A 23,908-nucleotide genomic window follows, 5' to 3' on the forward strand; every position below is an offset into this window, starting at 1 on the left:
ACGGCGCCGCGCTCGGTGCCCGCACCCTCGTGGGGCGCGGGCACCGGCCGCTCAGGCGAGCTACTTCAGGCCGAAGGCCCGGGTGACGGTCTGGGTGATGCCGCCGCCGTTGTGCTGTTCGGCCGTGACACGGATGGACACGTAACCCGCCCGGGCAGGCGCGTGGAGGCGCGCCTGCCACGTGCCGTCAGCCGCCTTCAGGTCCTGCGGCTGCCAGGACGCCCCGTCGTCATAGGACACCTCGAGCTTGACCGAGGAGACCGCGTCCTCTGCGGTGTCGCTGCCGAGCACGACGGGAGTGACGGAGAAGGCCGACGTACGCTTCGCCTGCCCGGCGATGTCCACCTCCGTTCCGTAGTCGAGCTGGACCAGCGGGATGACCTGAGCGTCGGCGGTGCCGGACTCGAACCTCCATTCGGTGTGCGTGGTCGAGGAGTACGGAGTGACGTCGGTGTTCCCCTGCGTGTCGACCACGAGCCGGTAGGGGAGCTTCTGCGGAGCCAGATCGACCGCGACGAAGTCGGTGCGCGGCCCGCTCTGGTACACCTTCTTGTCCCCCTGGTAGAGGGCGAAGTCCCGTGGCATCAGGCCGGTGTTGCCGCTGTGGGCGGCTCCTCCGTCACCGAAGGCCGTGATGATGCCCGTCATGGCGTCGCCGAATCGCTGCGGGACCTCGAAGCTGAGCATGCGCGGCCGGATGAGGGGGCCGAACCAGTGCTCGCTCTGCACACTGCGCGGACGGTAGCCGACGATGTCGGTGAAGCTGGTCAGACCGTCGGCGACGCCGGCGTACTGCTGCCATTTCACGCCGTCGCCGGCGGACACCCAGTCGGTACGGGGGCCCGGTGCGACCGGCTCCCTCGGAAACATCGGGTTGCGCGGCCCGAAGCTGTAGGGATGGCCGGCGGGGTACTGCTCGTACGGCGGGCTGTCCTCCCGGCTCTCCTTGATCTGCTTGCCGGCGGGCGTGGCGAAGACGTTGTCGATGCGGGCGAGGCTGCCGGGGTCGGTCGACGCGGAGGGGTCGTCGGGCACGCCTCCGTGGTGGTAGTCCGCCAGGTCGTAGAGGTACCGCGGCGAAGGGTGGGCCTCGACCGCCAGTTCGGTCTTACCCGGGGACGCGATCTCCTGGATCAGGTCGGCGCCCTCGTCGACGGTGAGGGAGGCGACCGGGATGCGCCCGGTCGTGTAGCCGTCCGGGTCCCCGTACCAGTCGGTCAGGCGGCCGTCGCCGTTGTTGACCACCAGCAGCATCGCCGCACTCGCGGCCCGTGCGGCGGCCGCCTGGTCCGCCGGGGCCACCCACGCGTCGGCGCGGACGACCACGGCCTTGCCGCGGGCGGACAGCCCGGCGTAGTCGGCGGTCCTGCCGGTGCCTGCGAAGACGGCCCCGACCCGCGAGGTGCCGTCCCGGAACGGAGCGGATCCGGGTTGCACCAGCAGGGTCTCGTCGAGGCTGCGCCCGCCGTAGGTGATCTTCAGCGGGGTCTGCTTGGCCCGGATCCGGGTGGTGAAGACGAAGCTGCCCTTCTTCACCTTGCCCTTGGTCGGCAGCGCCCACAGGCTGTCGTACTCGGGCGAGGTCATGATGATGTCGTGGAGGGCCTGCGTGTCCTTGTACGTGGGCTCGCTGGAGGTGAAGGAGCGGTAGAGGTCGATCCTGGCGTTGGTGACGGACGTGGGCTCGGGCGTGTCCACCTTGATCCGGCGGATGCGCGACGCGTCCAGCTCCACCTCCCGGTCGGACCTCAGGTCCACCTCGGGCGCGGTCAGCACCGCGTACCCCAGGGAGTGCGGTCCGTTGCGGCCTTCGACGTCGAGGGTGGAGACGACGGTGTACGAGCCTGGGGCCCAGCGGCTGGTGAGCTTGCCGTCCGGGGCCCACATGACGGTGGTGTTGCCGTCGGCGCCGGTGATCTCGACTTCGCCGCTGACGGGTTTGCCGTGCCGGTCCTTCAGGTTGACGGTCAGGGTGCGCTTCTCGGACTCGACGGAGAGACCCACAGCGGTGTGCACGGCGCCGGCCGACGAGCGTGCGGTGACCTGGGCGGCGTACTGGCCCGCGGCGAGCCCGTCCGGGTCCGCGACGACCTCGACCGTCGAGGTGCCGCGCGCCGGGACGGTCACGCGGTCCGCGGCCAGGGTGAACGCACCCGCGGGCGAGGCACCGCGGTCCACCGCGAGCCGCAACGTGACAGCGTTCGCCGTGGTGTTGGTGTAGGTGATCTTCCGCTTGACCGAGTCGTGTCTCCGGTCCCTGGTCCAGCGCACCAGCCCCGCGTCCACGGACCCGGTCGCGACGACTGTGCCCTCGAGGTATGCGGCGGCGACGTCCAGGCGACCGGTGCCCGCCTGGTAGGGGGTGTAGTCGGGGGTCACCGCGCTGGTGCTCATCAGCGCGTCCTTGATCTGCCGCGCTGTCCACTTCGGGTGCTTCTGCGCGAGCAGCACCGCCGCGCCGGCCACGTGGGGCGCCGCCATGGAAGTACCGCTGTCAGTGCGGTAGTAGCCCTCTGCCCCCGGCACCTGCTGTGAATTCGCCGCGAGGACGTCCACACCCGGCGCGGTCAGATCGGGCTTGAGGCCGTCGTCCCCCAACCGCGGTCCGGCTCCGGACCGCGAGTAGAGGACGTCGGAGGAGTCCACCGCGCCGACGGTGAGCGCGGCCTCAGCCGTTCCCGGCGCGCTCACGCTGTAGGGGCCGGTTCCCTCGTTGCCGGCGGCGATGACGAACAGGGCGCCCGTCTCGGCGCTCAGCTTGTTGACCGCCTGGCTCATGGGATCGTCCTGGGTGTGCCACGACCCCGAGCCCAGGCTCATGTTGATCACCTTGGCGTGCTCGGTCCGCGCCGCCCACTCCATGCCGGCGATGATCCCGGAGTTGTAACCGGTGTTGTCGTCCCCGAGGACCTTGCCCACGATCAGGTCCGCGCCGGGGGCGACTCCACGTTCCTTGCCTCCGGAGGCGGCGCCGGTGCCGGCGACGGTGGAGGCGGTGTGGGTGCCGTGGCCGTTGCGGTCGACGACCTCTTGGCCCTCGACGAAACTGCGGGACGCCACGATGCGCTTGACCAGGTCCGGGTGGGTGGGGTCCACCCCGGTGTCCAGAACGGCGACCCGGACGCCGGCTCCCGTGGCACCGGCCTTCCACACCTGGGGGGTGCCGATCTGCGCGTTGGACTCCGCCATGGTCGCCTGCGCCTTGGCGTCGAGCCACACCTTGTCGACATCGGAGGCGAATGAGGGGGCGGCGCCCGCATCGTCCGGGCTCCCCGCGGTCCGCGCCCCCGAGCGCGGAGCGACCTGTCCGGCGTTGCCGGTCAGCGCGGACCAGAAGGCGGCGGCCTTCGACCGCTGGGCCTTGACGGCTGCTCCGTTGATGGACGGAAGCCCCAGGGTGGCCTTCGCCCCCGGCAGAGCCGCACCATCCGGCAGCGCCTCCTTGGAGGTAACGCTCTTGCGAGCGGTGACGGCTTCGGCCTGAGTGATGATCAGGGGCAGCACACCGGTGCGGGCGTCGTCGTAGCCCTGGGCCACCAACTGCGTGACGTTGAAGAGCTGCTTGTCGAGCCTGCCGGTCGCGATGTAGGCCATGGCCTCGCCGGGGTACACGTAGGTGTCGCCGTTCTCGACGGAGACACGCACCGAACCCTTGGCTCCCGGCGCGCGCCGGACGTCGTGCACCGACACTGCCCCACCGGGCTCCTGAGTCGCCTTCACCGTGTCACCGGTGACCAGCGTGACGGAGACCTGGACGCCCTGCGCGCCGCCTTGTCCGGCGGGTGTGTGACGCAGGGGCGCGGAAGGCGTGGCGCTGGATGCCGTGGGATAGAGCAGCAGACCGGCAACAACAGCCGCGGCAAGGGAAGCCGCATATTTTCGGGAAGATGGAACTCGCAACAAGCCCTCCATGGTCGGCGTTCGAGCGCATCCGACCATCAATGGCATGGACTTGTAAAGTCATTGAACTCCCGACTGGCAGTCGATAACATGCGAGATCTTTTCGTCCCGCCGCAAAGGGGTTGACGACGGGGCCCGAACGGGCAGTTGTCGCAGCTCAAGAAGGTCGCCTGGGTCATCTGCGAGCCGAAAGCAAAAGGCCGTCATGGTCTGCTTTGGGGACATGTGAGCACGCCGGAAGTCTCTATTCCGGTGGCCACCACGCTTCCCAGAACTTTTACTTCTGCGAAACATCGCGGTGTTCTCACAACACGCAATTCCTGTTGAATCGGATTGCGGAAAGGCGCGCATGTTCCACCGTGGCACGGGGCTTCGGCACCTGCGCCGGCGGCAGGTGATCGGTGGTTCGTACTCAAGAAGGACCCGACAGGACATCACCTGGCGTTGCGCGCCCTGCGGCACGCCGGACTCCCCCGCACACGGCGGCGCACGTGTTCGTCTCAGAACACCGAGCCCGACCGAGCGCACGCCTCCAAGCCGGATGGCCCCACCCCTGTCGAGGTGGGGCCATCCACCACTGCGTGAGAGCACATACGATCCCACGTCAGGATTCACAGGCCCGATGGCCCCGAGATCACCCTCCGCGCCCCGGACGGATCGGTCGGCCGGCCGATCGCACAGCTCGCAGGAGGAGGACCCGTCAGCGTGGCCTGATCACATAGTCGTGGCCTCCCACGACCTCGAACACGGCTACGGTGTTCTCGGGACGTTCCACACGCAGCCCTGGAGGATGGCCGTGGGAGTGAACGTCGACCGGAGCGGCGGTACGCAGCCGGACGGTGCCGTCGTGCCGCGCCGCCAGGCGGGCACGGGACAGCGCTCCGTCGCGCCAGTCGAGATCGACGGTGAGGCCTCCGCGGGCGAGTAGGCCCGTGATGCGTCCGTCCGGAAGCTGGGGCGGCAGCGCGGGCAGCAGATGGACCTCGTCGGTGTGCGACTGGAGCAGCCATTCGGTCACGCCCGCGGTGGCACCGAAGTTGCCGTCTATCTGGAACGGCGGGTGGAGGTCGAACAGGTTCGGTGCAGTGCGGGAGGGCGTGAGGAGGTCGCTGAGCAGTTTGTAGGAGCGGGCGCCGTCCTCGGCCCGCGCCCAGAAGTTGATCTTCCAGGCGAGGGACCAGCCCGTGCCGGCATCGCCGCGCAACTCCAGTGTCTTCAGGGCGGCCTGGAAGAGGTCCGGCGTTCCGCGCTTGGTGATCTGGTTGCTGGGGTGCAGGCCGTACAGGTGGGAGACATGGCGGTGCTGCCGCTCCGGCGCGCCGGCGTCCCAGTCCGCCTGCCACTCCTGCAACTGCCCCAACGCACCGATCTTCATGGGAGGCAGCTGGTCCCGGGCCGCACGCACCCGGTCCGCGTAGGGGCTCGTGTCACCGAGGGTGTCACAGGCCGCCAGGTAGCCGTCGAAAAGGTCGCGCAGGATCTGGTTGTCCATGGTCGGCCCGGCGCACGCCGACACACCGTTGTGGTGGGCGTTCTCCGGCGACACGGACGGGCAGGTGACGAGGTGTCCCATACCGGGGTCGAGCACGAGTGAGTCGAGGAAGAAGCGGACCGCGCCCTCGACCACGGGCAGGCGCCTGCGCAGGGCGTCGCGGTCGCCGGTGAACCGGTAGTGCTCCCAGACGGAGGTCGCCAGCCAGGCGCCGCCCGTGGGCCACATCCCCCAGAACGCGCCGTCGACCGGTGCGGTCCCGCGCCAGGCGTCCGTGTTGTGGTGCGCCACCCAGCCGTCCGCGCCGTACTGCACCCGCGCGGTCCGCTGCCCGGCCTGGGACAGGTCGTCGAGGAGCGCGAAGATCGGTTCCCAGCACTCCAGGAGGTTGGTGGTGGCGGCGGGCCAGTAGTTCATCTCCGTATTGATGTTGATCGTGTACTTGGAATCCCAGGGCGGCGAGAGCTGGTCGTTCCAGATGCCCTGCAGGTTGGCGGGCTGGGTGCCCGGGCGGGAGGAGGCGATGAGCAGGTAACGGCCGTACTGGTAGTGCAGCGCGATCAGTTGCGGGTCCTCCGCCTCGGCGAAGGCGGCCACCCGCTGGTCGGTCGGCGCGTCGGCGGCGTCGGTGGTACCGAGGTCGAGCCTGACGCGGCCGAAGAGCGCGCGATGGTCCCGCTCGTGCCGTGCGCGCAGCTCCGGGTACGGGACGGCGGCAGCGGCGTTCAACGGGCCCTCGGCACGGGCACGGTGGTCGCCCGAGGCATCCGTGTAGTCGAGGTAACTGGTGCCCACGGACACCAGCAGGGTCGCCGAGTCGGCCCCGGTCACCGTGAGCGTGCCGTTCTCGCTGCGGACGGTGCCGCCTTCGGCGTGGGCCCGGACGAGAGCACGGAAGCGGACCTGTCCGGTGACTCCCTCGCGGGTCTGCCCGATGCCTTCCAGCGCGGCCGTCAGCGGGTCCGGGGAGTCCGTCGCGGCCTGCTGGGGAGTGTCGAAGGCGGCGCTGAAGGACAGGCCGCCGCGGCCGCCGGCGGTCAGCCGGACCACGATCACCTGATCGCTGTGGCTGGCGAAGACCTCGCGCCGGTACGGGACCCCGCCGCGGGTGTACGTCACGGTCGCGACGCCCCTGTCGAGGTCTAACTCCCGTCGGTAGCCGGTGACGTCGCCGGTGCCCGCGACGGTGAGCCGCAGGTTACCGACGGTCTGGTACATCAGCTCGCCGACCGGTCTGCCCATGAAGGACGAATCGATCAGGCTCTGGGCGGAGCTCCATTGCCCGGCGAAGACCCTGCGCCGGATCTCGGCGAGGTTGGCCAGGCCCTGGGGGTTGGCGGGCTCGTAGGGGCCGCCTGCCCACAACGTGTCCTCGTTGACCTGGAGTTGCTCGGTGTTCACGCCACCGAACACCATCGCTCCGAGTCGGCCGTTGCCGAGCGGCAGGGCCTCCAGCCATTGCGCGGCGGGCTTGTCGTACCACAGGGAAAGGGGAGACGGCTTGGGGGCGGGGGGCAGCTCCGCTCCCGGGACGGGAAGCGGCGCCGCGGTCGCCTCGGCAGCCGGTAACCCGGCGGTCAGCGCGGCCGTAGCGGCCGCGGAGGCGACGAGGAAGTCTCTGCGTTCCATGGGGTGCCATACCTTTCGGTCGCAGGTGTCCGGGCCGGTCGCGAGGAGTGCACCCCCGGGATCGCGGGCGTGGTCCGCACGCGCGGGATTGCCGTCGCCCGGCTCGGCCCGGTCGGGGGTTCCTATTCCTGGGCCCTGCCGCCGGTGATGCGGGACAGCGCCAGGGCGATGAGGATGATCGTGCCGTTGAGGGCGCCGATCCACTGCGCGGGGACGCCACCGAGCGTAAGGACGTTCTGGATCATGAAGAGGAGCAGGATGCCTGTGAAGGCTCCGAACATGGTGCCCTTGCCGCCGTTGAGGCTGATGCCGCCGATGACCGCCGCCGCGAAGACGGTGAAGATGTAGCCGTTGCCCTGGGCGGAGGCCACCGAGGCGAGCCGTCCGGACAGCAGCAGGCCGCTCAGCGCGGCCAGCACGCTCGCGGTGACGATGACCGTCCACAGCACACGGTCGGTGCGGATGCCCGCCGCTTTCGCCGCGTCGACGTTGCCGCCGATCGCGTACAGGGAGCGGCCGAAGCTGGTGAAGCCGAGCACCACGATGCCGGTGGCGAACAGGAGCAGGCAGATCCACACCGAGGCGGGCATGCCCGCCCACTGGGCGGTGCCGAGGTAGAGCATCGACGGCGGCAGCTGGAAGAACGTCTGACCACCGGAGATGCCGGTCAGGACACCGCGCAGCACAATCAGCATGCCGAGGGTGACGATGAAGCCGTTGAGTCCGAACCGGATGATGAACAGGGCGTTGACCACACCGATCAGCAGACCCACCGCCAGGGTGACCGGCACGGACCAGCCGCCGGGCAGCACGCCGATTCCGTGCGTCGCGCCCGCCGGGACGGTGAGCCAGGCCGCGACCCCGGGTGCGATCCCCACGGTGGACTCCAGGGAGAGGTCCATCTTCTTGACGATCAGCACAAGAGTCTGGGCGAGGACCAGCAGCGCGATCTCGGACATCGTCTGCAGAACGTTGATCAGGTTGTCAGCCTGGAGGAATACCGGGTTGACGAGTTGGCCGACGATCGCCATCACAATGATCGCGGGAACGAGCGCCAGGTCGCGCAGTCTTGCGAGAGCGATCCTGTGACCGCTTCTTGTCGGTGCATCCGGCCGCACGCCCGGAACTTCGGGCGGCCCGCCGTCCGGGCTCTTGGCGGCAGCCGCGGTCGCGCTCTCAGACATCGAGGTCCACTCCTTCCATCGCGGCCACAAGTTCGTGGTCGTGCCAGCCACTGGCACGCTCCGCCACGACACGGCCCTGGAACATCACCAGGACCCGGTCGCACGTGCGCAGGTCGTCGAGTTCGTCGGAGGCGATGAGCACCCCGGTACCGGACTCGGCGATCTCCTCGACCTTGCCGAGGAGGAACTCCTTGGACCGCACGTCCACGCCGGCGGTCGGATTGATCAGCACCAGTACCTTCGGATCGTTGGCCAGGGCCCGGGCCATGACGACCTTCTGCTGGTTGCCTCCCGAGAGTCCGGAGACGGGCAGTTGCGGCCCCGGTGTCTTGATCTCCAGCTTGTCGATCATGGAGTGGGCGTAGGCGTCGCGGCGGCGGTTGTCGATGAGACCCCGGGGGCCGAGCCGTTCGGGGATGGTCAGAGTGCCGTTGTCCGCGATGGACATCTCCGGCACGAGTCCCTGGTGGTGACGGTCCTGCGGGACGAACCCCACACCCGCCGCCAGCGCGGCGGGGACGCTGCCCGGCCGTGGCCGGATCCCCGCGATCCGGACCGTTCCCGTCTCGGCGGCGCGGAGTCCGACGACCGTCTCCGCGACCTCCGTACGGCCGCTGCCGGCCGCGCCGGCGAGACCGACGATCTCCCCGCCCCGGATCCCGAAGGACACGTCGCGGTACGTTCCCTGCACGGCCGCGCCTTCCACCGCGAGCACAGCCGGGGAGTGGGTGCCGAGCGGCAGGCGGCGCCTTTCACCGCCCCTGTCCGCGCTGTCACCCGTCATGGCGGCCACGAGTTCGGCACGGGGCAGTTCGGCCACGGGGGCGGTGAGGATGTGCCGTGCGTCGCGGAGCACCGTCACCGTGTCGCAGATCTCGTAGACCTCCTGCAGGTGGTGGCTGATGAACAGGAAGGTGATGCCCTGGCGCTGGAGCTCCCGGATCCGCGCGAACAGGCGGTTGATGGCGGCTCCGTCGAGTTGCGCGGTGGGCTCGTCGAGGATGATGAAGCGTGCGCCGAACGAGAGCGCCCGGGCGATCTCCACGAACTGCCGCTGCTCTATGCTCAGTTCCCCGGCAGGAGTGCGCACGTCCACGTCCACCGACCAGGTCTGCAGGACCTCACGTGCCCTGTCACGGACGGTGCGCCAGCTGATCAGGCCGCCCCGTCCCCTGCCGTGCCGGTTCAGGAAGAGGTTCTCCGCGACCGTGAGCTGGGGGATGACGGTGGACTTCTGGTAGACGCATGCCACCCGCTTGCGCCAGGCATCCCGGTCGGCGAGCCGGGGGGCCGGCTCCCCGTCGAAGGCCACCGTCCCCTCGTCCGGTGCCTGAAGGCCGGTGAGGACGGAGACGAGGGTGGACTTGCCCGCCCCGTTCCGGCCCACGAGCGCGTGCGTCTCGCCGGGCATGATCGTGATTTCGGCGTCGTGCAGCGCGACCGTGGGCCCGAACCGTTTCGTCAGCCCTGCCGCCTGGACGACGGGAAGAGCCGTGATCATGGTGTGTACCGCCCTTCCGGTCAGCCGAGGTTGTTGCCCCACAGGGACGGGTCGTCGCTCTTGAGGCTGGGAACCCCGGCGTAGGTGCCGCCGTCCGCGGTCACGAGCGGGGCGGAGAGCTGGTCCTCCAGCAGACCGTCGCGGACCTGGATGATCGTGCTGTCGTGGTCGGTCTTGCCGGGCCGGAACGTCTTGCCCTCGATCGCCGCCTTCAGGTAATAGAGGGCGTACTTGGCGTAGAGATCGGCGGGCTGGGAGACCGTGGCGTCGATCTTCCCGGCGGCGATGTCCTTGAGCTCCTCGGGGATTCCGTCGTTGGAGACGATGAAGACGTGCTTCTTGTCCTCGGGGCCGACCAGCAGGCCCTTCTGCTTGAGCACCTGGAGGGTGCCGGCGAGCGCGAAGCTGGACTGCATGTAGACACCCTTGATGTCGGGGTGCGCGGTCAGGTCCGTCTGGAGCTTCTGCGCCGCGACCGCCCCGTCCCAGTTGGTGGCTTCACCGAGCACCTTGATGGCCGGGAAGTTCTGCTTCATGCACGCGTTGAAGGCCTCGGTGCGGTCGCGTCCGTTGATCGAGGCGAGGTCGCCCTGGAGCATGACGACCTTGCCCTTCCCGCCCAGCTTGGTGCCGAGGAACTGACAGGCCTTCTCGCCGTAGGCACGGTTGTCGGCGCGGACCACCATGTAGACGTTGCCGGTGTCGGGCCGGGTGTCCACTGTGACGACCGGGATCTTCTTCGCCTCCATCTGCGCCAGGGTCGGCGCGATGGCCGCGGTGTCCTGAGGCGCCATCGCGACGCCCTTGACGCCTTGGCTGATGAAGGTCTGTGCGTTGGCGGTGAGCTTGGCGACGTCGTTCTGCGAGTTGGTGGTCTTCAGGTTCAGCCCGAGTTCCTTGGCGAACTCCGGGGTGTACTTGATGTACGAGTTCCAGAAGTCGGTGTCGGAGCGCGGGTAGTCGACCCCTATGACCGTCGAACCGCCTCCCGCGCCCGATGCGGATCCGGGATCGCCGCAGGCGGTGAGTGCGAAGGCGGTCAGGGCGGCGAGGCCGCCGAAGCATGCGTGCCGGGTGAATCTGAGCTTCATTGCTCGTTCTCCTTGCCGGTGGGTCGCGAAGGCGGGCTGTACGCAGGCTGATGTGGGGGCGTGCCGGAGTCGGGGAAGGGCCGGGGTCAGACGCGCGGGCGGATCCGCAGGCCTTCCATGCCCCCGTCGACAGCGAGGGCCGTGCCGGTGGTCGAACCGGACGACGGGCTCGCGAGGTGGACGACGGCGGCGGCGACTTCGTCCGCGAAGACGAGGCGGCCGGTGGGCTGGCGTGCACAGAGCGCGGCGCGTTCGGCTTCGGGATCGGCCGCGCGATCGAGTAGGCGGCCGATCCACGGCGTGTCGACGGTACCGGGGTTGACGCAGTTCACGCGGATGCCGAAATGCACGAGGTCGGCAGCGGTCGCACGGGTAAGGGCCAGCACGGCGCCCTTCGTCGCGGAGTACAGCGCCCGTTCCGGCAGTCCGGCTGTGGCGGCGACGGAACAGATGTTGACGACGGCCGCACTGCCGGATCGGCGCAGGTGGGCCAGCGCAGCGCGGGTCACCCGCACCATGCCGAAGACGTTGACGTCGAAGACCCGCTGCCACTCTTCGTCGGGATTCTCCTCGATCGTGCCCTGGGCGCCGATTCCGGCGTTGTTGACCAGGACGTCGATGCCGTCGAGCAACCGCGCCGCTTCCTCCACCGCTGCCCGGACGCTCGCATCGTCGACGACGTCCGCGCGGATACCGACGAGGGGTTCGGGGAGATCGTCCGGGGTGAGGTCGAGGCAGGCGACCCTGGCCCCGCGGGATGCCAGCAGACGAGCTGCGGCCAGCCCGATGCCGGAGGCACCACCGGTCACGACCGCCTTCAGACCCGCGAACTCGGCGGCGCTCATCCGCCGGCCTCCCCGCCCCACACGGGGCCGTCGGGAAAGCGGTGGTCCTCCAGGGACCGCGCTTGCAGCTGGGCGCTGATGCCGGGCGTGACCGGCGCAAGGTAGCGGCCCTCGCGGATGCGGACCGGGTCGGTGAAGTGCTCATGGAGATGGTCGACGTACTCGATGACGCGGTCCTCGGTGGTGCCACTGACGGCCACGTAATCGAACATCGCCAGATGCTGCACCATCTCGCACAGGCCGACCCCGCCGGCGTGCGGGCACACCGGGACGCCGAACTTGGCGGCCAGCAGCAGTACGGCGACGTTCTCGGTGACCCCGGCGGTACGGCTGGCGTCGAGCTGCAGCACGTCGAGCGCGCCCGCCTGGAGCAGCTGCTTGAACATCACCTGGTTGTGGGTGTGTTCGCCGGTGGCGACCTTGACCGGCGCCAGTGCCCTGCGGATGGCGGCATGGCCGAGGATGTCGTCCGGAGAGGTGGGCTCCTCGATCCAGTACGGGTCGTAGGGCGTGAGCGACGCCATCCACTCGATCGCCTGCGGGACGCCCCACGCCTGGTTGGCGTCGACGGCGATCCGGATGTCCGGCCCGACCGCTTCGCGTGCCAGGCGCATGCGGCGTTCGTCCGCCTCGCGATCGGCTCCGACCTTCAGCTTGATCTGGCTGAAGCCCTCGGCTACCGCCTCCTTGGCCAGCCGCACCAGCTTCTCGTCGTCGTACCCGAGCCAGCCCGGGGTCGTGGTGTACGCCGGGTAGCCGTGCTCCAGCAGGTGCGCGGTACGCCGGGCGCGGCCGGGCTCGGCGCGTCGCAGGATCTCCAGCGCCTCGTCACGGGTGAGGGCGTCCTGGAGATAGCGGAAGTCGACGAGGTCGACCAGCCGCTCCGGTGACAGCTCTGACAGCAGTCGCCAGACCGGCTTTCCGCTCCGGCGGCCGTACAGGTCCCATACGGCGTTGACGACGGCCGCGGCCGCCATGTGGATGGCCCCCTTGTCCGGGCCCAGCCAGCGCAGCTGGCTGTCGCCGGTCAGCCGCCGCGAGAAGCCTCCTAGATCGGCCAGTACCTCCTCGACCGGCAGTCCGACGACCAGGGGCGCCAGGGCTCGTACGGCCGCGACCTCGACGTCGTTGCCGCGGCCCACGGTGAAGGCGAGTCCGTATCCCTCACCCCCGGCACTCGTACGGATCGTCACATAAGCGGCAGAGTAGTCGGGCTCGGGATTCATGGCGTCGGAGCCGTCGAGCTCCAGCGAGGTGGGGAACCGCACATCGACCGCATCGACCGCGGTGATCAGCTCAGTCATCGCTTCAGGCGCCTCCGGCTCGGAGGCTCCGTCGCACTCCCCGTTTCATGGCAACCACCCGTCCTCATGTGTCAACGAGATGTTTCTCTTCGTTACGACCAGCCTCGGACATTGGATGGATTTATAGGGTCGGCCCGCACGGTTGTCCATACCCCCGACAGGCAAAGGATTCCGAAACGCCTCTGAACTGCGACTATGCGACGGACCCGCACCTAGACACGAGTCCGGGTCATCCCATGTATTCCGCAGCGATGGGATGTATTGCTACGCTGCCGCCGCTTGGGCGACGAGCAGGGAGCAGACGGATGTCTTTGACCGACAAGGCGATCGACCGCATCAGGGACCTCATCCACTCAGGCGAGCTGCGGCCGGGCGCCAAACTGCCACCCGAGCAGCAACTGGCAGCGGAGCTGGGCCTGTCCCGCAACCTCATGCGGGAAGCGGTGAAAGCGCTGGTTGTCGCACGGGTGCTGGAGATCCGCCGGGGCGACGGGACCTATGTGACCAGTCTGGAACCCGAGTTGCTGCTGAGCAGCATCGGTTCCGCGGTGGAGCTGCTGCGTGGCGACACTCTGCTGGAGCTCACCGAGGTGCGCCGGCTGTTCGAACCGATCGCCACGGGGCTCGCCGCCACGAGGATCTCGGACGCGGGGCTACGGGAGGTCGAACGGCATCTGGAAGCGATGCGGGCGGCCCGCGACGACGTGGAGCGCCTCAACGAGCACGACGCCGCCTTCCACCGTGCCGTCGTCGCGGCCACCGGCAACGCCACACTCACCACCCTGCTGGAGGGAATCTCCGGGCGGACGCTGCGTGCCCGTGTCTGGCGCGGTCTGGTCGATGACGACGCCGCCGGACGGACGGTCGCCGAACACGAGGCGATCCACCGGGCACTCGCCGCCGGTGACGCCCCCCTGGCCCAGGCGGCCGCCCTCTTGCACGTCAGCAACACCGAACAGTGGCTGCGTGAGCACCTGGAACCGAACTTCGGCGTTCCGGCCGACGTCACGGAGGGCCGGCAGTGACCCGGCACAGCGTCGTCGGCTCCGTGACCGGGCCCTCGGCCCCGCCGTCCACCGGCTGGCACGTCTCATCAGTGAGGAGCGAGGGGATGAGATCCCTGCGCGTCGGCACCGCGGACTTCGAGCGTCCCATCGTCCTCGGCGTCGACCCTGCCCACCTGGCCGGCGCCGGCACGGATCGCCGCCGAACCGCCCTGCCCGATGACGGGCTCCCACACTCCGGGGTCCGCCACATGGATCACGCCGCGGCCTCAGGCACCGGCGACCTCCCCCACCCGCACGCCGGCTACGTCGCCGAGGCGGAGGTCGACCGACTCAGCCGTCACCGGCTCGACCTCGGGCGGGCGTGATGTCCTCCGCGACCCGACCCTGGTACGCCGAACGGGTGCCTCTGGGACGCTCCGGCGTGAGCGTCAGCCGTATCGGGCTCGGCACCGCGCCGCTGGGCGGCCTCTTCTCGGCTGTCGGCGGACGGCAGGCCGCCGAGACGCTGGAGGCCGCCTGGGCGGAAGGGATCCGATACTTCGACACCGCCCCGCACTACGGTGCCGGACTCGCCGAGCGCCGGCTCGGCGCGTTCCTCACCGGGGCCGGGCACTCACGCACGGAGACCACGGTGTCCACCAAGGTCGGCCGGCTCCTCGTACCAGGTGAATCGGCCCCGGGAGACGAGGCCTTCCACGGCGCACCCGGCCTCGTCAGAGTCCGGGACTACAGTGCCGAAGGCGTTCACCGCTCACTCACCGAAAGCCTGGAGCGCTCCGGCCTCGACGCCTTCGACATCGTCTTCATCCACGACCCGGACGACTGCTGGGAGCAGGCCCTGAACGGTGCCTACCCGGCGCTGGCCCGGCTCCGCGACGAGGGGGCCGTCAGGGCGATAGGCGCGGGCATGAACCAGACGGCGATGCTCACCCGATTCGTGACCGAGACCGACCTCGACTGCGTCCTCGTGGCCGGCCGCTACTCACTGCTCGACCGCAGCGCGGCCGACGAACTGCTGCCCGCCTGTGCCGCACGCGAGGTGGGTGTCCTGGTCGGTGGTGTCTTCAACAGCGGCATCCTCGCGCACCTCGCGCCGGACGCCATGTACGACTACGCGCCGGCTCCCGAGGCGGTACTCCGCCGTGCTCTCGCCCTCGGTGAGCGCTGCGCCGAATACGGTGTCCCGCTTGCCGCGGCCGCGCTGCGGTTCCCGCTGCGCCACCCGGCTGTCACCGGCGTCGTCGTCGGGGCGCGCAGCGCGCAGGAGATCACCGTGAATGCCGCGCACGCCTCGATGGCCATACCCGAAGAGCTGTGGCCGGAGCTCGACGTCCTGCAGGCGGAGGAACGATGAGCCGGATCGACGCACACCACCACGTCTGGCGGCCCGCCGCGGCCCCGTCCCCCTCCCCCAATGCCCGTCCACAGCGCCGTGTGCACGCCTGGCTCGACGAACCCGGCATGGCCTCGATGCGGCGGGACTTCACATTGGACGACCTGGCGCCACTGGCCCTGGCGGCGGGCATCGACCGTACGATCCTGGTCCAGGTACTGCCCGACACCGACGAGACCGAGGACTTCCTGACCCTGGCCTCCACGGCGGGAACCGTCGCCGGCGTCGTGGGCTGGGTCGACCTCACGTCGGACCACCTCCCGCACACGCTGGAAGCCCTGCGGGCCGCACCGGGCGGTGAACTCCTCGTGGGCACAAGACACCTCGTCCAGGACGAGCGTGACCCCCGATGGCTGAGCCGACCGGACGTACAGCGGGGTCTGCGCCTGGTCGCGCGGGCGAACCTCGCCTACGACCTGCTCGTCCGTCCGCATCAACTCCCTGCGGCCATCAACGCTGTCCGGGAGCTGCCGGAACTCACCTTCGTGCTCGACCATCTGTCGAAGCCCCCCATCGCCGCCGGTGAACTGCAGCCCTGGGCCTCGCTCATCCGCGAACTGGCAACGCGTCCGAACGTGTTCTGCAAGCTTTCCGGCATGGTCACCGAGGCCGACCTGCACCACTGGAACGTGGCGGCCCTGCGTCCCTACGCCGACGTCGTGCTCGACGCCTTCGGCCCCGAGCGCGTGATGTTCGGCTCCGACTGGCCGGTATGCCTGCTGGCAGCCTCGTACGAAGAGGTCGTCGGCGCGGCGGAGGCACTGACGGCGGGCCTCAGCGACGCCGAGCGCTGCCACGTCTTCGGAACCACGGCGGAACGCGCCTACCGCCTGGACGAGCGCCCCCGTCGAGGGCGGGCCGAAGGCGGACGGGCCGCGGGGGCAGCACGGTGAAGGTACGCCTCGCCTACGGGCAGTCAGGGCTCGACATCGACGTCAATCCGCACAGGACCACCGTCGTCGAGCCCGTCCACCACGCGGCGGCCGCGGACCAGATGTCCGTCCTGCGCACGGCACTGCGCGAGCCGGTCGCCGGGCCTCCGTTGGCCGAGAGAGTACGCCGCGGGCAGACGGTGGCCATCTCGGCCTGCGACGGCACTCGGCCGCAGCCCCGGCACCTGATGATCCCGGCCGTGCTGGACGAGCTGGACGGCGTCGTCCGCAGGGAGGACGTCGTGATCCTCGTGGCGACCGGCACGCACCGCGGCAACGACGCGTCCGAACTCCGGAGGATGTTCGGTGACGAGATCGCCCGCACCGTGAGGATCGTCAACCACGACGCACGCGACACCGCGCAGCTGACATGGATGGGCAGGTACGGCGACGGCGTACCGGTGTGGCTCAACCGGGAATGGGTGGAGGCGGACGTCCGGATCACCACCGGCTTCGTCGAACCCCATTTCTTCGCCGGTTTCTCCGGCGGTCCGAAGCTCGTCGCCCCCGGCCTGGCAGGGCTCGAGACCGTACTCGTGCTGCACGACGCGGCCAGGATCGGCGATCCACGCGCCACCTGGGGCATCACCCACGGAAACCCTGTTCACGACGACGTGCGCGCCATCGCGCAGGCCACGGGCGTCACCTTCGCGTTCGACGTGGTACTCAACCGCGACAAGGACGTCGTCGCGGCGTTCGGCGGTGAGCTGCTGCCGATGCACGCCGCCGCGACGGCCGCGGCCGCACGCATGGCGATGCGCCCGGTACAGGCACCGTTCGACGTCGTCGTCACCACCAACTCCGGCTTCCCGCTGGACCAGAACCTGTACCAGGCGGTCAAGGGGATGTCGGCGGCCTACCAGGTGGTCCGTCCCGGAGGGACGATCGTGTGCGCGGCCGAGTGCCGTGACGGCTTCCCCGACCACGGCTCCTACCGCCGGGTCCTGGCCTCGGCCCCGTCCCCGCAGGCGCTCCTGAACGAGATCTCCGCGCGCACCGAGACGATCCCCGACCAGTGGCAGGTGCAGATCCAGGCCCGCATCCAGTCGGGCAGTCAGGTCATCATGCACACCTCCTTCCTCAGTGACGAGGAACTGGCCGCGGCCCACCTGCGGCAGACCCGGGACATCTCCGCCACCGTCGCCGAAGCGCTCGCCGCCGCGGGCCCGCACGCCCGCGTGTGCGTCCTGCCGGAAGGTCCGCAGACCATCCCGTACGTCGAAGGGAGCCGGCCGTGAACGAAGTGCTGGACCTGGGATACGCACGAGTCGACATCGGCCGCGAGGCACGGCAGGGACTGCCCGAGGTCGTGTACGGCCCCGGCAAGACCGTGGATCAGATCGCCGGCATCGTCACCGGCCTCTTGGAGCACAACACCGGGCCCGTCCTGGTCACCCGCGTCGCCCCGGACACCGCGGCGGCCGTCCTGGGGCGGGTGGATTCCGGCTCGTACGACGAGGAGGCCAGGCTGCTGCTCTGGCGGCCGGCCGCCGCATCGGGCTTCTCCGTCGTGGTGGCCGCCGCCGGGACGTCCGACCGGCCGGTGGCCGCCGAAGCCGGCGCCGTGGCCACAGCCGTCGGGCTGGACACGACGGCCGTGCACGACGTGGGAGTCGCCGGACTCGAACGCGTGCTGCAGGTCCGCGGTCTGCTGCGGTCCGCGGACGCGGTGATCGTCGTGGCGGGCATGGAGGGCGCCCTCGCCAGTGTCGTCGGCGGCCTGGTGGCCGCCCCCGTCGTGGCGGTGCCGGTCTCCACCGGCTACGGAGCCTCGCTGGACGGCGTGACCGCGCTGCTTGCCATGCTTGCCTCCTGCGCCGCCGGCGTGACCGTGGTCAATATCGACTCCGGGTTCTCGGCGGCCATGGCCGTTCACCGCATCGCCCGGTCCCGCCGGGCGACAGATCCCGGAGGCATCCGGTGATCTGCTGGATCAACCCGTTCACCGGACTGGCCGGAGACATGCTGCTGGGCGCACTGATCGACGCGGGGGCACCGCTCGACCGGATCCGGGCCGCCGTCTCCGCCACCGGCCTGACCGGCTGGGACCTGACGGCCGAACGCGTCACCGACCACGGACTGGCCGCCACTCGCGTACATGTGGAGGTCACCGATCCGTACACCGAGCGGCGCGCCGCCGAGGTGATCGAAATGGCCTCCCGGGCCGCTCCCGGGCCCGTCGCGACCCTGGCCGTCGCCGCGCTCACAGCCATCGCCGAGGTGGAGGGGAGACTGCACGACGCCGACCCCGCCACCGTCCATCTGCACGAACTCGGCGGGCACGACGCCCTCGTGGACATCGTCGGCAGCGCCGCGGCCCTGCACGCCCTCGGCGTCACCGACGTCATCAGCTCTCCCCTGCCGCTCGGCCGCGGTGAGGTGAACTCGGCACACGGCGTCCTGCCCTGCCCGGCACCGGCCACCCTGGCCCTGCTGACCGGAGCGGCCGTCAGGGGCTGCGGCCTTCCCGGGGAGACGGTGACACCCACGGGCGCCGCGCTCCTGCGCGCCGTCCGCGCCCGCTACGGCCCGCCACCGCCCATGACACTGGGCGCCACCGGCTACGGAGCGGGCTCCCGCCGCCTGCCCGACCGGCCGAACCTCGTCTCCGTCACCCTCGGCGACCCCGCCCCGGCCACGGCGAACGAGGAAGTCGTCGTCCTGGAGACCAACCTCGACGACGTCACCGGAGAGCTCCTCGGGCACCTCATCACCCGCCTTCTTGACGCCGGTGCCCTGGACGCCTGGACCACCGCCGCGGTGATGAAGAAGGGCAGACCCGCGCAGGTCCTGCACCTCCTCACCACCGCGCACCACGAAGGACGGCTGCGCGACATGGTCCTGGCCGAGACCGGTGCCCTCGGCATCCGGCGGATCAGCGCGACCCGCACCGCGCTGCCGCGCGCCTTCGAGACCGTCGACGTCGACGGACACACCATCCGGGTCAAACACGGTCCGTACGCGGCCAAACCCGAGCACGACGACCTGGTGGCCGCAGCCGCGGCGCTGGGTCTGCCCCTGCGCGCCGTCGCCGCGCGCGCACTGCGCCTGAGCCGAGGAGGGGCGACGGTGACGAGTCAGGAGGAACACCGTGCACAGTGACGACACCCTTGAGCGCCGGCTGCTGAACCGCGTGCGCGCGCTCGGCGCCCTCGCCGTCGCCTACTCGGGCGGCGCCGACTCCGCCCTGGTCCTCGCGGCGGCCGCACGGGCGCTCGGGCCCGAGCGCGTCCTGGCCGTCACCGCCGTCTCGGAGAGCCTGGCCGACGGTGAGCTGTCCCGCGCGCGGCGACTCGCCGATGATCTCGGCATCATCCATCTCACTCCGCGCACAAACGAGTTGATCCGGCCCGGATACCGGGCCAACGGGCCCGACCGCTGCTACTTCTGCAAGTCCGAGGTGCTGGACACCATCACCGCGCTCGCACACGAGCACGACGTCGACGTCGTGGCCACCGGCACCAATGCCGACGACGCATCCGACCCCCACCGTCCGGGCATCCGCGCCGGGCGGGAACGCGGGATCCGGACACCGCTCCTCGACGCCGGCCTCACGAAGGCGGACGTACGCCGCCTCAGCAAACACTGGTCACTGCCCACCTGGGACAAACCCGCGACCCCCTGCCTCGCCAGCCGTGTCCGCTACGGCATCGAGGTCACCTCTCACCGCCTGGCCCGCATCGATCGCGCGGAGTCCGCCGTTCGTGCGCTGACGGCCCGGGCCGGAATACACGTGAGAGACCTCCGCGTCCGCGACCTCGGAGACCGCACCCGCATCGAGGTGGATCCGCTCTTCGTCGCCCGCATCGCGGCATTGCCGGGCCTCGCCGGAACGCTGGCCGAAGCGGGCTTCGCCGGCCTTCCCTACAAGGTCGAACCGTTTCGCTCGGGACGGCTGAACTCTGAGGTCTGACCCCTTCACCTGACATTCGCTTCGCGATGCACCCGGAGAGGGCCCGACCGCTGATCGCAGCGGCTCCGGACGCCGGGTCACGACATGAGGGACGATCGGCGACCGGCGACGAGTCACACGGTCGGGGCCCCGGCCTGCGGACCCTGCCGTGTCCGCCGGATCGGCTGCGTCCCCTCCTCACCACTGGCAGGTCAGCCCAGCCACCGGTTCTCCCGGTTCAGCTGTACCCACCTGGAACGGATCGCGCCGCGGACCTCGTGGGCCCCGGTTCCCGATGTCCACCAGGTTCGATGTCGATGGCCTCGCCGAGCACCGAGCCGACATCGATCCGGGGTGCCTCGGTGTCGCAGTGCCCAGACGCTGCCGGGGAGGCGTCGACGCGCGTGGTCATGTCCGGCTCGCGGCCTGTACGGCCGCCAGGCCGGCCTGCACGGGTGGGCGCCTCGGTTCAGGCCCATTCGGCATGCCGCCGCCGACCACTTCGAGTTCGTCAGTCGTCAATGCCTCCGTGACCCGGACGTCACGCCGACGACATGTCGTGAACCATGGCCCTCTTCGCCCACAGATTGATTGAGCGATAAGGTCATACGTATGCCATCCGAGTCGCAGCCCTCGAACCGCCTGTTCCCGCCACGCCTGCCCGCCGGCCGCCTGGGTGTCGCGGTGGTTGCCGAGCTCGTCGACCTGATTGTGACAGGCCAGTTGAAGGAAGGCGCTTTGCTGCCTCCGGAGGGCCCGCTGAGCGAACACTTCGGCGTGAGTCGCACGGTGCTGCGTGAATCGGTGAAGCGGCTCGAGGAGAAGGGCCTGGTGATCGTTTCCCAGGGGCGCGGCACCCAGGTGCGGGCGCCGGGGTACTGGAACATGCTCGATCCGGTGGTGCTGTCCGCGTTGATCGACAACGACGCGACGCTCGGTGTCCTCGACGAGCTGACGATCGTGCGGGCGAGCCTCGAGTCGGCGATGGCGGGAGCGGTTGCCTCTTCTCGCAGCGCAGATGGGTTGAGGAGGCTGGAGAACGCGTTGATCACCATGCGGGAGAGCGAGTCCGAGACGGACTCCTTCCGGCAGGCGGACGTGGTGTTCCACTACGCGCTCATGGAGATCTCCGGCAACCGGCTGGCGGAGAACATCGCCAAGCATCTGTACAAGCGCGCCACGGAGTCCAGCCGCTACCAGGGCATCGACCCCCCTGACGCGGTCGAACTGACCCTGAAGGAACACGCGGCGATCGTCGATGCCATCTCGAGGAAGGACGTCGCCGCGGCCCAGAAGGCGATGCACGATCACATCCACACCTCGTGGGAGCGTCGTCGGCTGCCCGACCACGCGCCACGGGCGCGCGGCCGGGCGCTCGGTCAGGACAGCGAGTAGACGCCGGCGGCGTTGCCACCGAACACACGTCCGCGTTCCGCGGCGGAAAGCCCGTCGAGCACGGCTTCCAGAGCCGACTTCCAGGGCGCCGCTCCCCCGCCGAGTTCGGCCAACGGCCAGTCGGAGCCGTAGAGCAGACGCTCAGGGCCGAAGGATTCCAGGGCGATCTCTACGGGGTCGGCGAGGTCGGTTGCCCGCCATGATCCGGGGGCGAGGCCCGACGTGAGGCCCGAGACCTTCGCGACGGCGTTCGGTTGCCGCGCCAGCTCCCGCAGCCGCGACGCCCACGTGCTCCTGTCCTGTCCGGGCTCGGGCGGACCGCCCAGGTGATCGAGCACGAAGCGCAGTCCACCGTGGCGTGCGGCCAAGCGGGTCGCCTGAGGGAGCTGCCATTCACGCACGACGAGGTCGAAGCAGAGGTCCTCCCGCTCGAGGACGGCGAGTCCCTCGTTGATCTCCTCACGCGTCATCCACTCCGGGTCCGGGTCGATGTGGGCCAGGTGCCGCACCCCGACGACGGGTACGGCGGCGTCCTTGCGGATCCGGTCGAGCTGAGCCCCGACCGACGCCGTGAGGTCGACCCACGCGACGAGGCCGACGATGGCGGGCGAGTCCAGCCTGGCGAGCCGGATGCTCTCTGCAAGGCTGTTGCTCGATTGCACGACCACGGCACCGTCGAGTCCGGTCGCGGCCAGCATCTCGCTCAGGTCGCGGGCGCCGAAGTCGCGGGCGATCGGCGCCATGGTCTCCGCGTCGATCCAGTCCTGCGGGTCCACAGATCGGTCCCACAGGTGCACATGGGCGTCTATGCCGGCGGTCATGCGAGGTGCCACACTTCCTCGACAGGCTGCCACAGCGCCCCGGGGTCACGCTCCTCGGCGATCCTCACCTGGCACGGGTCGGTGTGCGTCCACCATTCCTGCGACACCGGGTCGTCGGCGATCCGACGCATGTCCGCCTCGTGGTCCTCGCCGACGTACTCGTAGTAGGCGAACAGGATGTCGCCGAAGATGAAGATGCTGTAGTTGCGCACGTTGCACTCGGTGAGCTTCCGCTCGACGCCCGGCCACACGGCACGGTGCAGCGCGAGGTACTCCTCGCGCTTGTCGGGCCGCACACCCACGACGAGGGCCCTGCGCTCAGGTCGACGGGTCACGAGGTTCGGCCTCCGCTGTACAACGGGTCGTCCATCACGTCCGGCTCGGCCACCATCCGCAGGGCGGCGCGTTCGGGCCGGATGTGCGGTCCGGTCGCCGCGGGCAGGAGCGCCGCGGCGCCGGCCGGTGACATCCGGGACTCGTCCACCACGATCCCGATGCCCGGGCGATCGCCCAGGACGATGCCTCCGTCGTCGAACTGCTGGTCGACGTCGAGACCGACGGGAAAGTGGAGGTCCTGGACCTCGAAGGTCAGCAGGTTCGGCACGGTGGCGGCGGCGTGCGCCACCGGGTTCGCGTTGTACGCGACGGGGCTCACCGGCAGGTCGTGGGCGTGCGCGAGCGTCGCGACGCGCAGGAAGTGGGTGATCCCCCATACATTGCCGACCTGCACGATGTCGACCGCGTTGGCGTCCAGCAGGGGACGGTACTGCTCCAGTCCGGTCAGGTTCTCGCCGGTCGCGATCGCCGCGCGCACCTTCCCGCGCAGCGTGGCCATGCCGGCCGCATCCCAGCGGCGGAGCGGTTCCTCCACCCAGGTGAGGTCCATGCGCTCCTCGATGGCCGCGACGTACCGGGCCGCCTGGGCGTGGTTCCACGACTCGTTGGCGTCGAACATGAGCCCCGGCCGACGGGAGTTGCGGCTGAGGACATCGCGCATGATCTCCAGCCGGGGCAGGTCGCGGTCGAGGTCGCGGCCACCCTTGAGCTTGCCGGCCTTGAACCCGCGGTCCGCGAACCGGCCGTAGAGGCCGGCGAGGTCGTCGTCGTCCAGGCCGTACTCGAGACCGGACGCGTACCCGGGGACGAAGCGCTCGCGGCCCCCGAGGGTTCGCCAGAGCGGCTCGTCGGCGGCCTTGGCCTTGATGTCCCACAGGGCCATGTCGACGGCGCCGACGGTGCCGAAGGTGGATCCCGAGTGACCTGTCTTGAACACCCAGTCGAGCATCCGGTCGTAGAGGGCCACGACCGACCGCGGGTCACCGCCCTCGATCGCGGGGAAGACGCGGGCGATGTCGGCGTGGGACCCGAGGCCGACTCCCTCGATTCCGGCGTCGGTCTCGATGACGAGGACGGGGACCGGCGTGGTGTGGCCGGACTGGACACCGTTGACGTCCCCGGTGATTCTGCCCCAGTCGTGAACGGTGCTCAGACTGCGGTACCCGGTGATCTTCATCGGCGGTGG

The 23,908-nt window shown here is 70.1% G+C and carries 20 protein-coding genes; 9 read left to right on the forward strand and 11 right to left on the reverse strand.

What is annotated here, in order from left to right; translation table 11 throughout:
* Nucleotides 1-60 precede the first annotated feature (60 nt).
* From CHF15_RS34810 to CHF15_RS34840, 7 genes are all read right to left on the reverse strand, one after another.
* Nucleotides 61-3,690: a S8 family serine peptidase gene (locus CHF15_RS34810; RefSeq protein ID WP_245939189.1), complete on the reverse strand. Its 3,630-nt coding sequence runs from the start codon at nt 3,688-3,690 to the stop codon at nt 61-63.
* 910 nt (nt 3,691-4,600) lie between these two features.
* The gene (locus CHF15_RS34815; RefSeq protein WP_089227905.1) at nt 4,601-7,021 is read right to left on the reverse strand and encodes a glycoside hydrolase family 95 protein; all 2,421 of its coding nucleotides are present in this window, start codon (nt 7,019-7,021) and stop codon (nt 4,601-4,603) included.
* A gap of 122 nt (nt 7,022-7,143) precedes the next feature.
* Nucleotides 7,144-8,205: an ABC transporter permease gene (locus tag CHF15_RS34820; protein ID WP_089227906.1), complete on the reverse strand. Its 1,062-nt coding sequence runs from the start codon at nt 8,203-8,205 to the stop codon at nt 7,144-7,146.
* Nucleotides 8,198-9,706 carry a sugar ABC transporter ATP-binding protein gene (locus tag CHF15_RS34825; RefSeq protein ID WP_089227907.1) on the reverse strand — a complete coding sequence of 503 codons (1,509 nt, stop codon included), beginning with the start codon at nt 9,704-9,706 and terminating at the stop codon, nt 8,198-8,200. The genes CHF15_RS34820 and CHF15_RS34825 overlap by 8 nt, the downstream gene beginning before the upstream one ends.
* Before the next feature lie 20 nt (nt 9,707-9,726).
* Nucleotides 9,727-10,797, reverse strand: coding sequence for a sugar ABC transporter substrate-binding protein (locus CHF15_RS34830; RefSeq protein WP_089227908.1), 1,071 nt, complete (start codon nt 10,795-10,797; stop codon nt 9,727-9,729).
* An 86-nt stretch (nt 10,798-10,883) separates the two neighbouring features.
* Nucleotides 10,884-11,642: an SDR family NAD(P)-dependent oxidoreductase gene (locus tag CHF15_RS34835; protein WP_089227909.1), complete on the reverse strand. Its 759-nt coding sequence runs from the start codon at nt 11,640-11,642 to the stop codon at nt 10,884-10,886.
* Nucleotides 11,639-12,946 carry an enolase C-terminal domain-like protein gene (locus tag CHF15_RS34840; protein WP_089227910.1) on the reverse strand — a complete coding sequence of 436 codons (1,308 nt, stop codon included), beginning with the start codon at nt 12,944-12,946 and terminating at the stop codon, nt 11,639-11,641. The genes CHF15_RS34835 and CHF15_RS34840 overlap by 4 nt, the downstream gene beginning before the upstream one ends.
* Nucleotides 12,947-13,251: 305 nt before the next feature.
* Between CHF15_RS34840 and CHF15_RS34845 the strand changes: the two genes are divergently transcribed.
* From CHF15_RS34845 to larE, 8 genes are all read left to right on the forward strand, one after another.
* Complete coding sequence (locus CHF15_RS34845; protein WP_089227911.1) at nt 13,252-13,971, forward strand: FadR/GntR family transcriptional regulator; 720 nt, start codon at nt 13,252-13,254, stop codon at nt 13,969-13,971.
* An 86-nt stretch (nt 13,972-14,057) separates the two neighbouring features.
* Complete coding sequence (locus tag CHF15_RS34850) at nt 14,058-14,318, forward strand: hypothetical protein (protein WP_089227912.1); 261 nt, start codon at nt 14,058-14,060, stop codon at nt 14,316-14,318.
* Between the two features lie 56 nt (nt 14,319-14,374).
* The gene (locus CHF15_RS34855) at nt 14,375-15,307 is read left to right on the forward strand and encodes an aldo/keto reductase (RefSeq protein ID WP_245939190.1); all 933 of its coding nucleotides are present in this window, start codon (nt 14,375-14,377) and stop codon (nt 15,305-15,307) included.
* Nucleotides 15,304-16,239, forward strand: a complete 936-nt coding sequence (locus CHF15_RS34860; protein WP_089227914.1) for an amidohydrolase family protein — start codon at nt 15,304-15,306, stop codon at nt 16,237-16,239. The genes CHF15_RS34855 and CHF15_RS34860 overlap by 4 nt, the downstream gene beginning before the upstream one ends.
* Nucleotides 16,236-17,516, forward strand: a complete 1,281-nt coding sequence (larA, locus tag CHF15_RS34865; protein ID WP_089227915.1) for a nickel-dependent lactate racemase — start codon at nt 16,236-16,238, stop codon at nt 17,514-17,516. Before CHF15_RS34860 ends, larA begins: the two co-directional genes overlap by 4 nt.
* Nucleotides 17,513-18,202 carry a nickel pincer cofactor biosynthesis protein LarB gene (gene larB / locus CHF15_RS34870; protein ID WP_089227916.1) on the forward strand — a complete coding sequence of 230 codons (690 nt, stop codon included), beginning with the start codon at nt 17,513-17,515 and terminating at the stop codon, nt 18,200-18,202. Before larA ends, larB begins: the two co-directional genes overlap by 4 nt.
* Nucleotides 18,199-19,380: a nickel pincer cofactor biosynthesis protein LarC gene (gene larC / locus CHF15_RS34875; protein ID WP_089227917.1), complete on the forward strand. Its 1,182-nt coding sequence runs from the start codon at nt 18,199-18,201 to the stop codon at nt 19,378-19,380. Before larB ends, larC begins: the two co-directional genes overlap by 4 nt.
* On the forward strand, nt 19,370-20,191 hold the full coding sequence (larE, locus tag CHF15_RS34880) for an ATP-dependent sacrificial sulfur transferase LarE (RefSeq protein WP_089227918.1): 822 nt from the start codon (nt 19,370-19,372) through the stop codon (nt 20,189-20,191). The genes larC and larE overlap by 11 nt, the downstream gene beginning before the upstream one ends.
* A 191-nt stretch (nt 20,192-20,382) precedes the next feature.
* Here the strand turns inward: larE and CHF15_RS46810 are convergent, their stop codons facing one another.
* Entirely contained in the window at nt 20,383-20,649 is a 267-nt protein-coding gene (locus CHF15_RS46810) for a hypothetical protein (protein WP_089227919.1), read from the reverse strand.
* A 133-nt stretch (nt 20,650-20,782) separates the two neighbouring features.
* Here CHF15_RS46810 and CHF15_RS34890 point away from each other — a divergent pair, with 133 nt between their 5' ends.
* Complete coding sequence (locus CHF15_RS34890; protein ID WP_089227920.1) at nt 20,783-21,565, forward strand: FadR/GntR family transcriptional regulator; 783 nt, start codon at nt 20,783-20,785, stop codon at nt 21,563-21,565.
* Here the strand turns inward: CHF15_RS34890 and CHF15_RS34895 are convergent.
* From CHF15_RS34895 to CHF15_RS34905, 3 genes are read right to left on the reverse strand one after another with little or no spacing between them, the layout of a single operon-like run.
* Entirely contained in the window at nt 21,550-22,386 is an 837-nt protein-coding gene (locus CHF15_RS34895) for an amidohydrolase family protein (RefSeq protein WP_179280098.1), read from the reverse strand. The genes CHF15_RS34890 and CHF15_RS34895 overlap by 16 nt on opposite strands.
* Nucleotides 22,383-22,721 carry an L-rhamnose mutarotase gene (locus CHF15_RS34900; protein ID WP_089227922.1) on the reverse strand — a complete coding sequence of 113 codons (339 nt, stop codon included), beginning with the start codon at nt 22,719-22,721 and terminating at the stop codon, nt 22,383-22,385. The genes CHF15_RS34895 and CHF15_RS34900 overlap by 4 nt, the downstream gene beginning before the upstream one ends.
* On the reverse strand, nt 22,718-23,899 hold the full coding sequence (locus CHF15_RS34905; RefSeq protein ID WP_089227923.1) for a mandelate racemase/muconate lactonizing enzyme family protein: 1,182 nt from the start codon (nt 23,897-23,899) through the stop codon (nt 22,718-22,720). Before CHF15_RS34905 ends, CHF15_RS34900 begins: the two co-directional genes overlap by 4 nt.
* Nucleotides 23,900-23,908 lie beyond the last annotated feature (9 nt).

The organism is Actinacidiphila glaucinigra (assembly GCF_900188405.1).
Classification (GTDB): domain Bacteria; phylum Actinomycetota; class Actinomycetes; order Streptomycetales; family Streptomycetaceae; genus Actinacidiphila; species Actinacidiphila glaucinigra.

What these genes read in the sequence shown, in the direction of transcription:
- CHF15_RS34815 (WP_089227905.1), bottom strand. Translation starts at nt 7,021, where the DNA reads ATGGAACGCAGAGACTTCCTCGTCGCCTCCGCGGCCGCTACGGCCGCG.
- CHF15_RS34820 (WP_089227906.1), bottom strand. Translation starts at nt 8,205, where the DNA reads ATGTCTGAGAGCGCGACCGCGGCTGCCGCCAAGAGCCCGGACGGCGGG.
- CHF15_RS34825 (WP_089227907.1), bottom strand. Translation starts at nt 9,706, where the DNA reads ATGATCACGGCTCTTCCCGTCGTCCAGGCGGCAGGGCTGACGAAACGG.
- CHF15_RS34830 (WP_089227908.1), bottom strand. Translation starts at nt 10,797, where the DNA reads ATGAAGCTCAGATTCACCCGGCACGCATGCTTCGGCGGCCTCGCCGCC.
- CHF15_RS34835 (WP_089227909.1), bottom strand. Translation starts at nt 11,642, where the DNA reads ATGAGCGCCGCCGAGTTCGCGGGTCTGAAGGCGGTCGTGACCGGTGGT.
- CHF15_RS34840 (WP_089227910.1), bottom strand. Translation starts at nt 12,946, where the DNA reads ATGACTGAGCTGATCACCGCGGTCGATGCGGTCGATGTGCGGTTCCCC.
- CHF15_RS34845 (WP_089227911.1), top strand. Translation starts at nt 13,252, where the DNA reads ATGTCTTTGACCGACAAGGCGATCGACCGCATCAGGGACCTCATCCAC.
- CHF15_RS34850 (WP_089227912.1), top strand. Translation starts at nt 14,058, where the DNA reads ATGAGATCCCTGCGCGTCGGCACCGCGGACTTCGAGCGTCCCATCGTC.
- CHF15_RS34860 (WP_089227914.1), top strand. Translation starts at nt 15,304, where the DNA reads ATGAGCCGGATCGACGCACACCACCACGTCTGGCGGCCCGCCGCGGCC.
- CHF15_RS46810 (WP_089227919.1), bottom strand. Translation starts at nt 20,649, where the DNA reads ATGGGCCTGAACCGAGGCGCCCACCCGTGCAGGCCGGCCTGGCGGCCG.
- CHF15_RS34890 (WP_089227920.1), top strand. Translation starts at nt 20,783, where the DNA reads ATGCCATCCGAGTCGCAGCCCTCGAACCGCCTGTTCCCGCCACGCCTG.
- CHF15_RS34895 (WP_179280098.1), bottom strand. Translation starts at nt 22,386, where the DNA reads ATGACCGCCGGCATAGACGCCCATGTGCACCTGTGGGACCGATCTGTG.
- CHF15_RS34905 (WP_089227923.1), bottom strand. Translation starts at nt 23,899, where the DNA reads ATGAAGATCACCGGGTACCGCAGTCTGAGCACCGTTCACGACTGGGGC.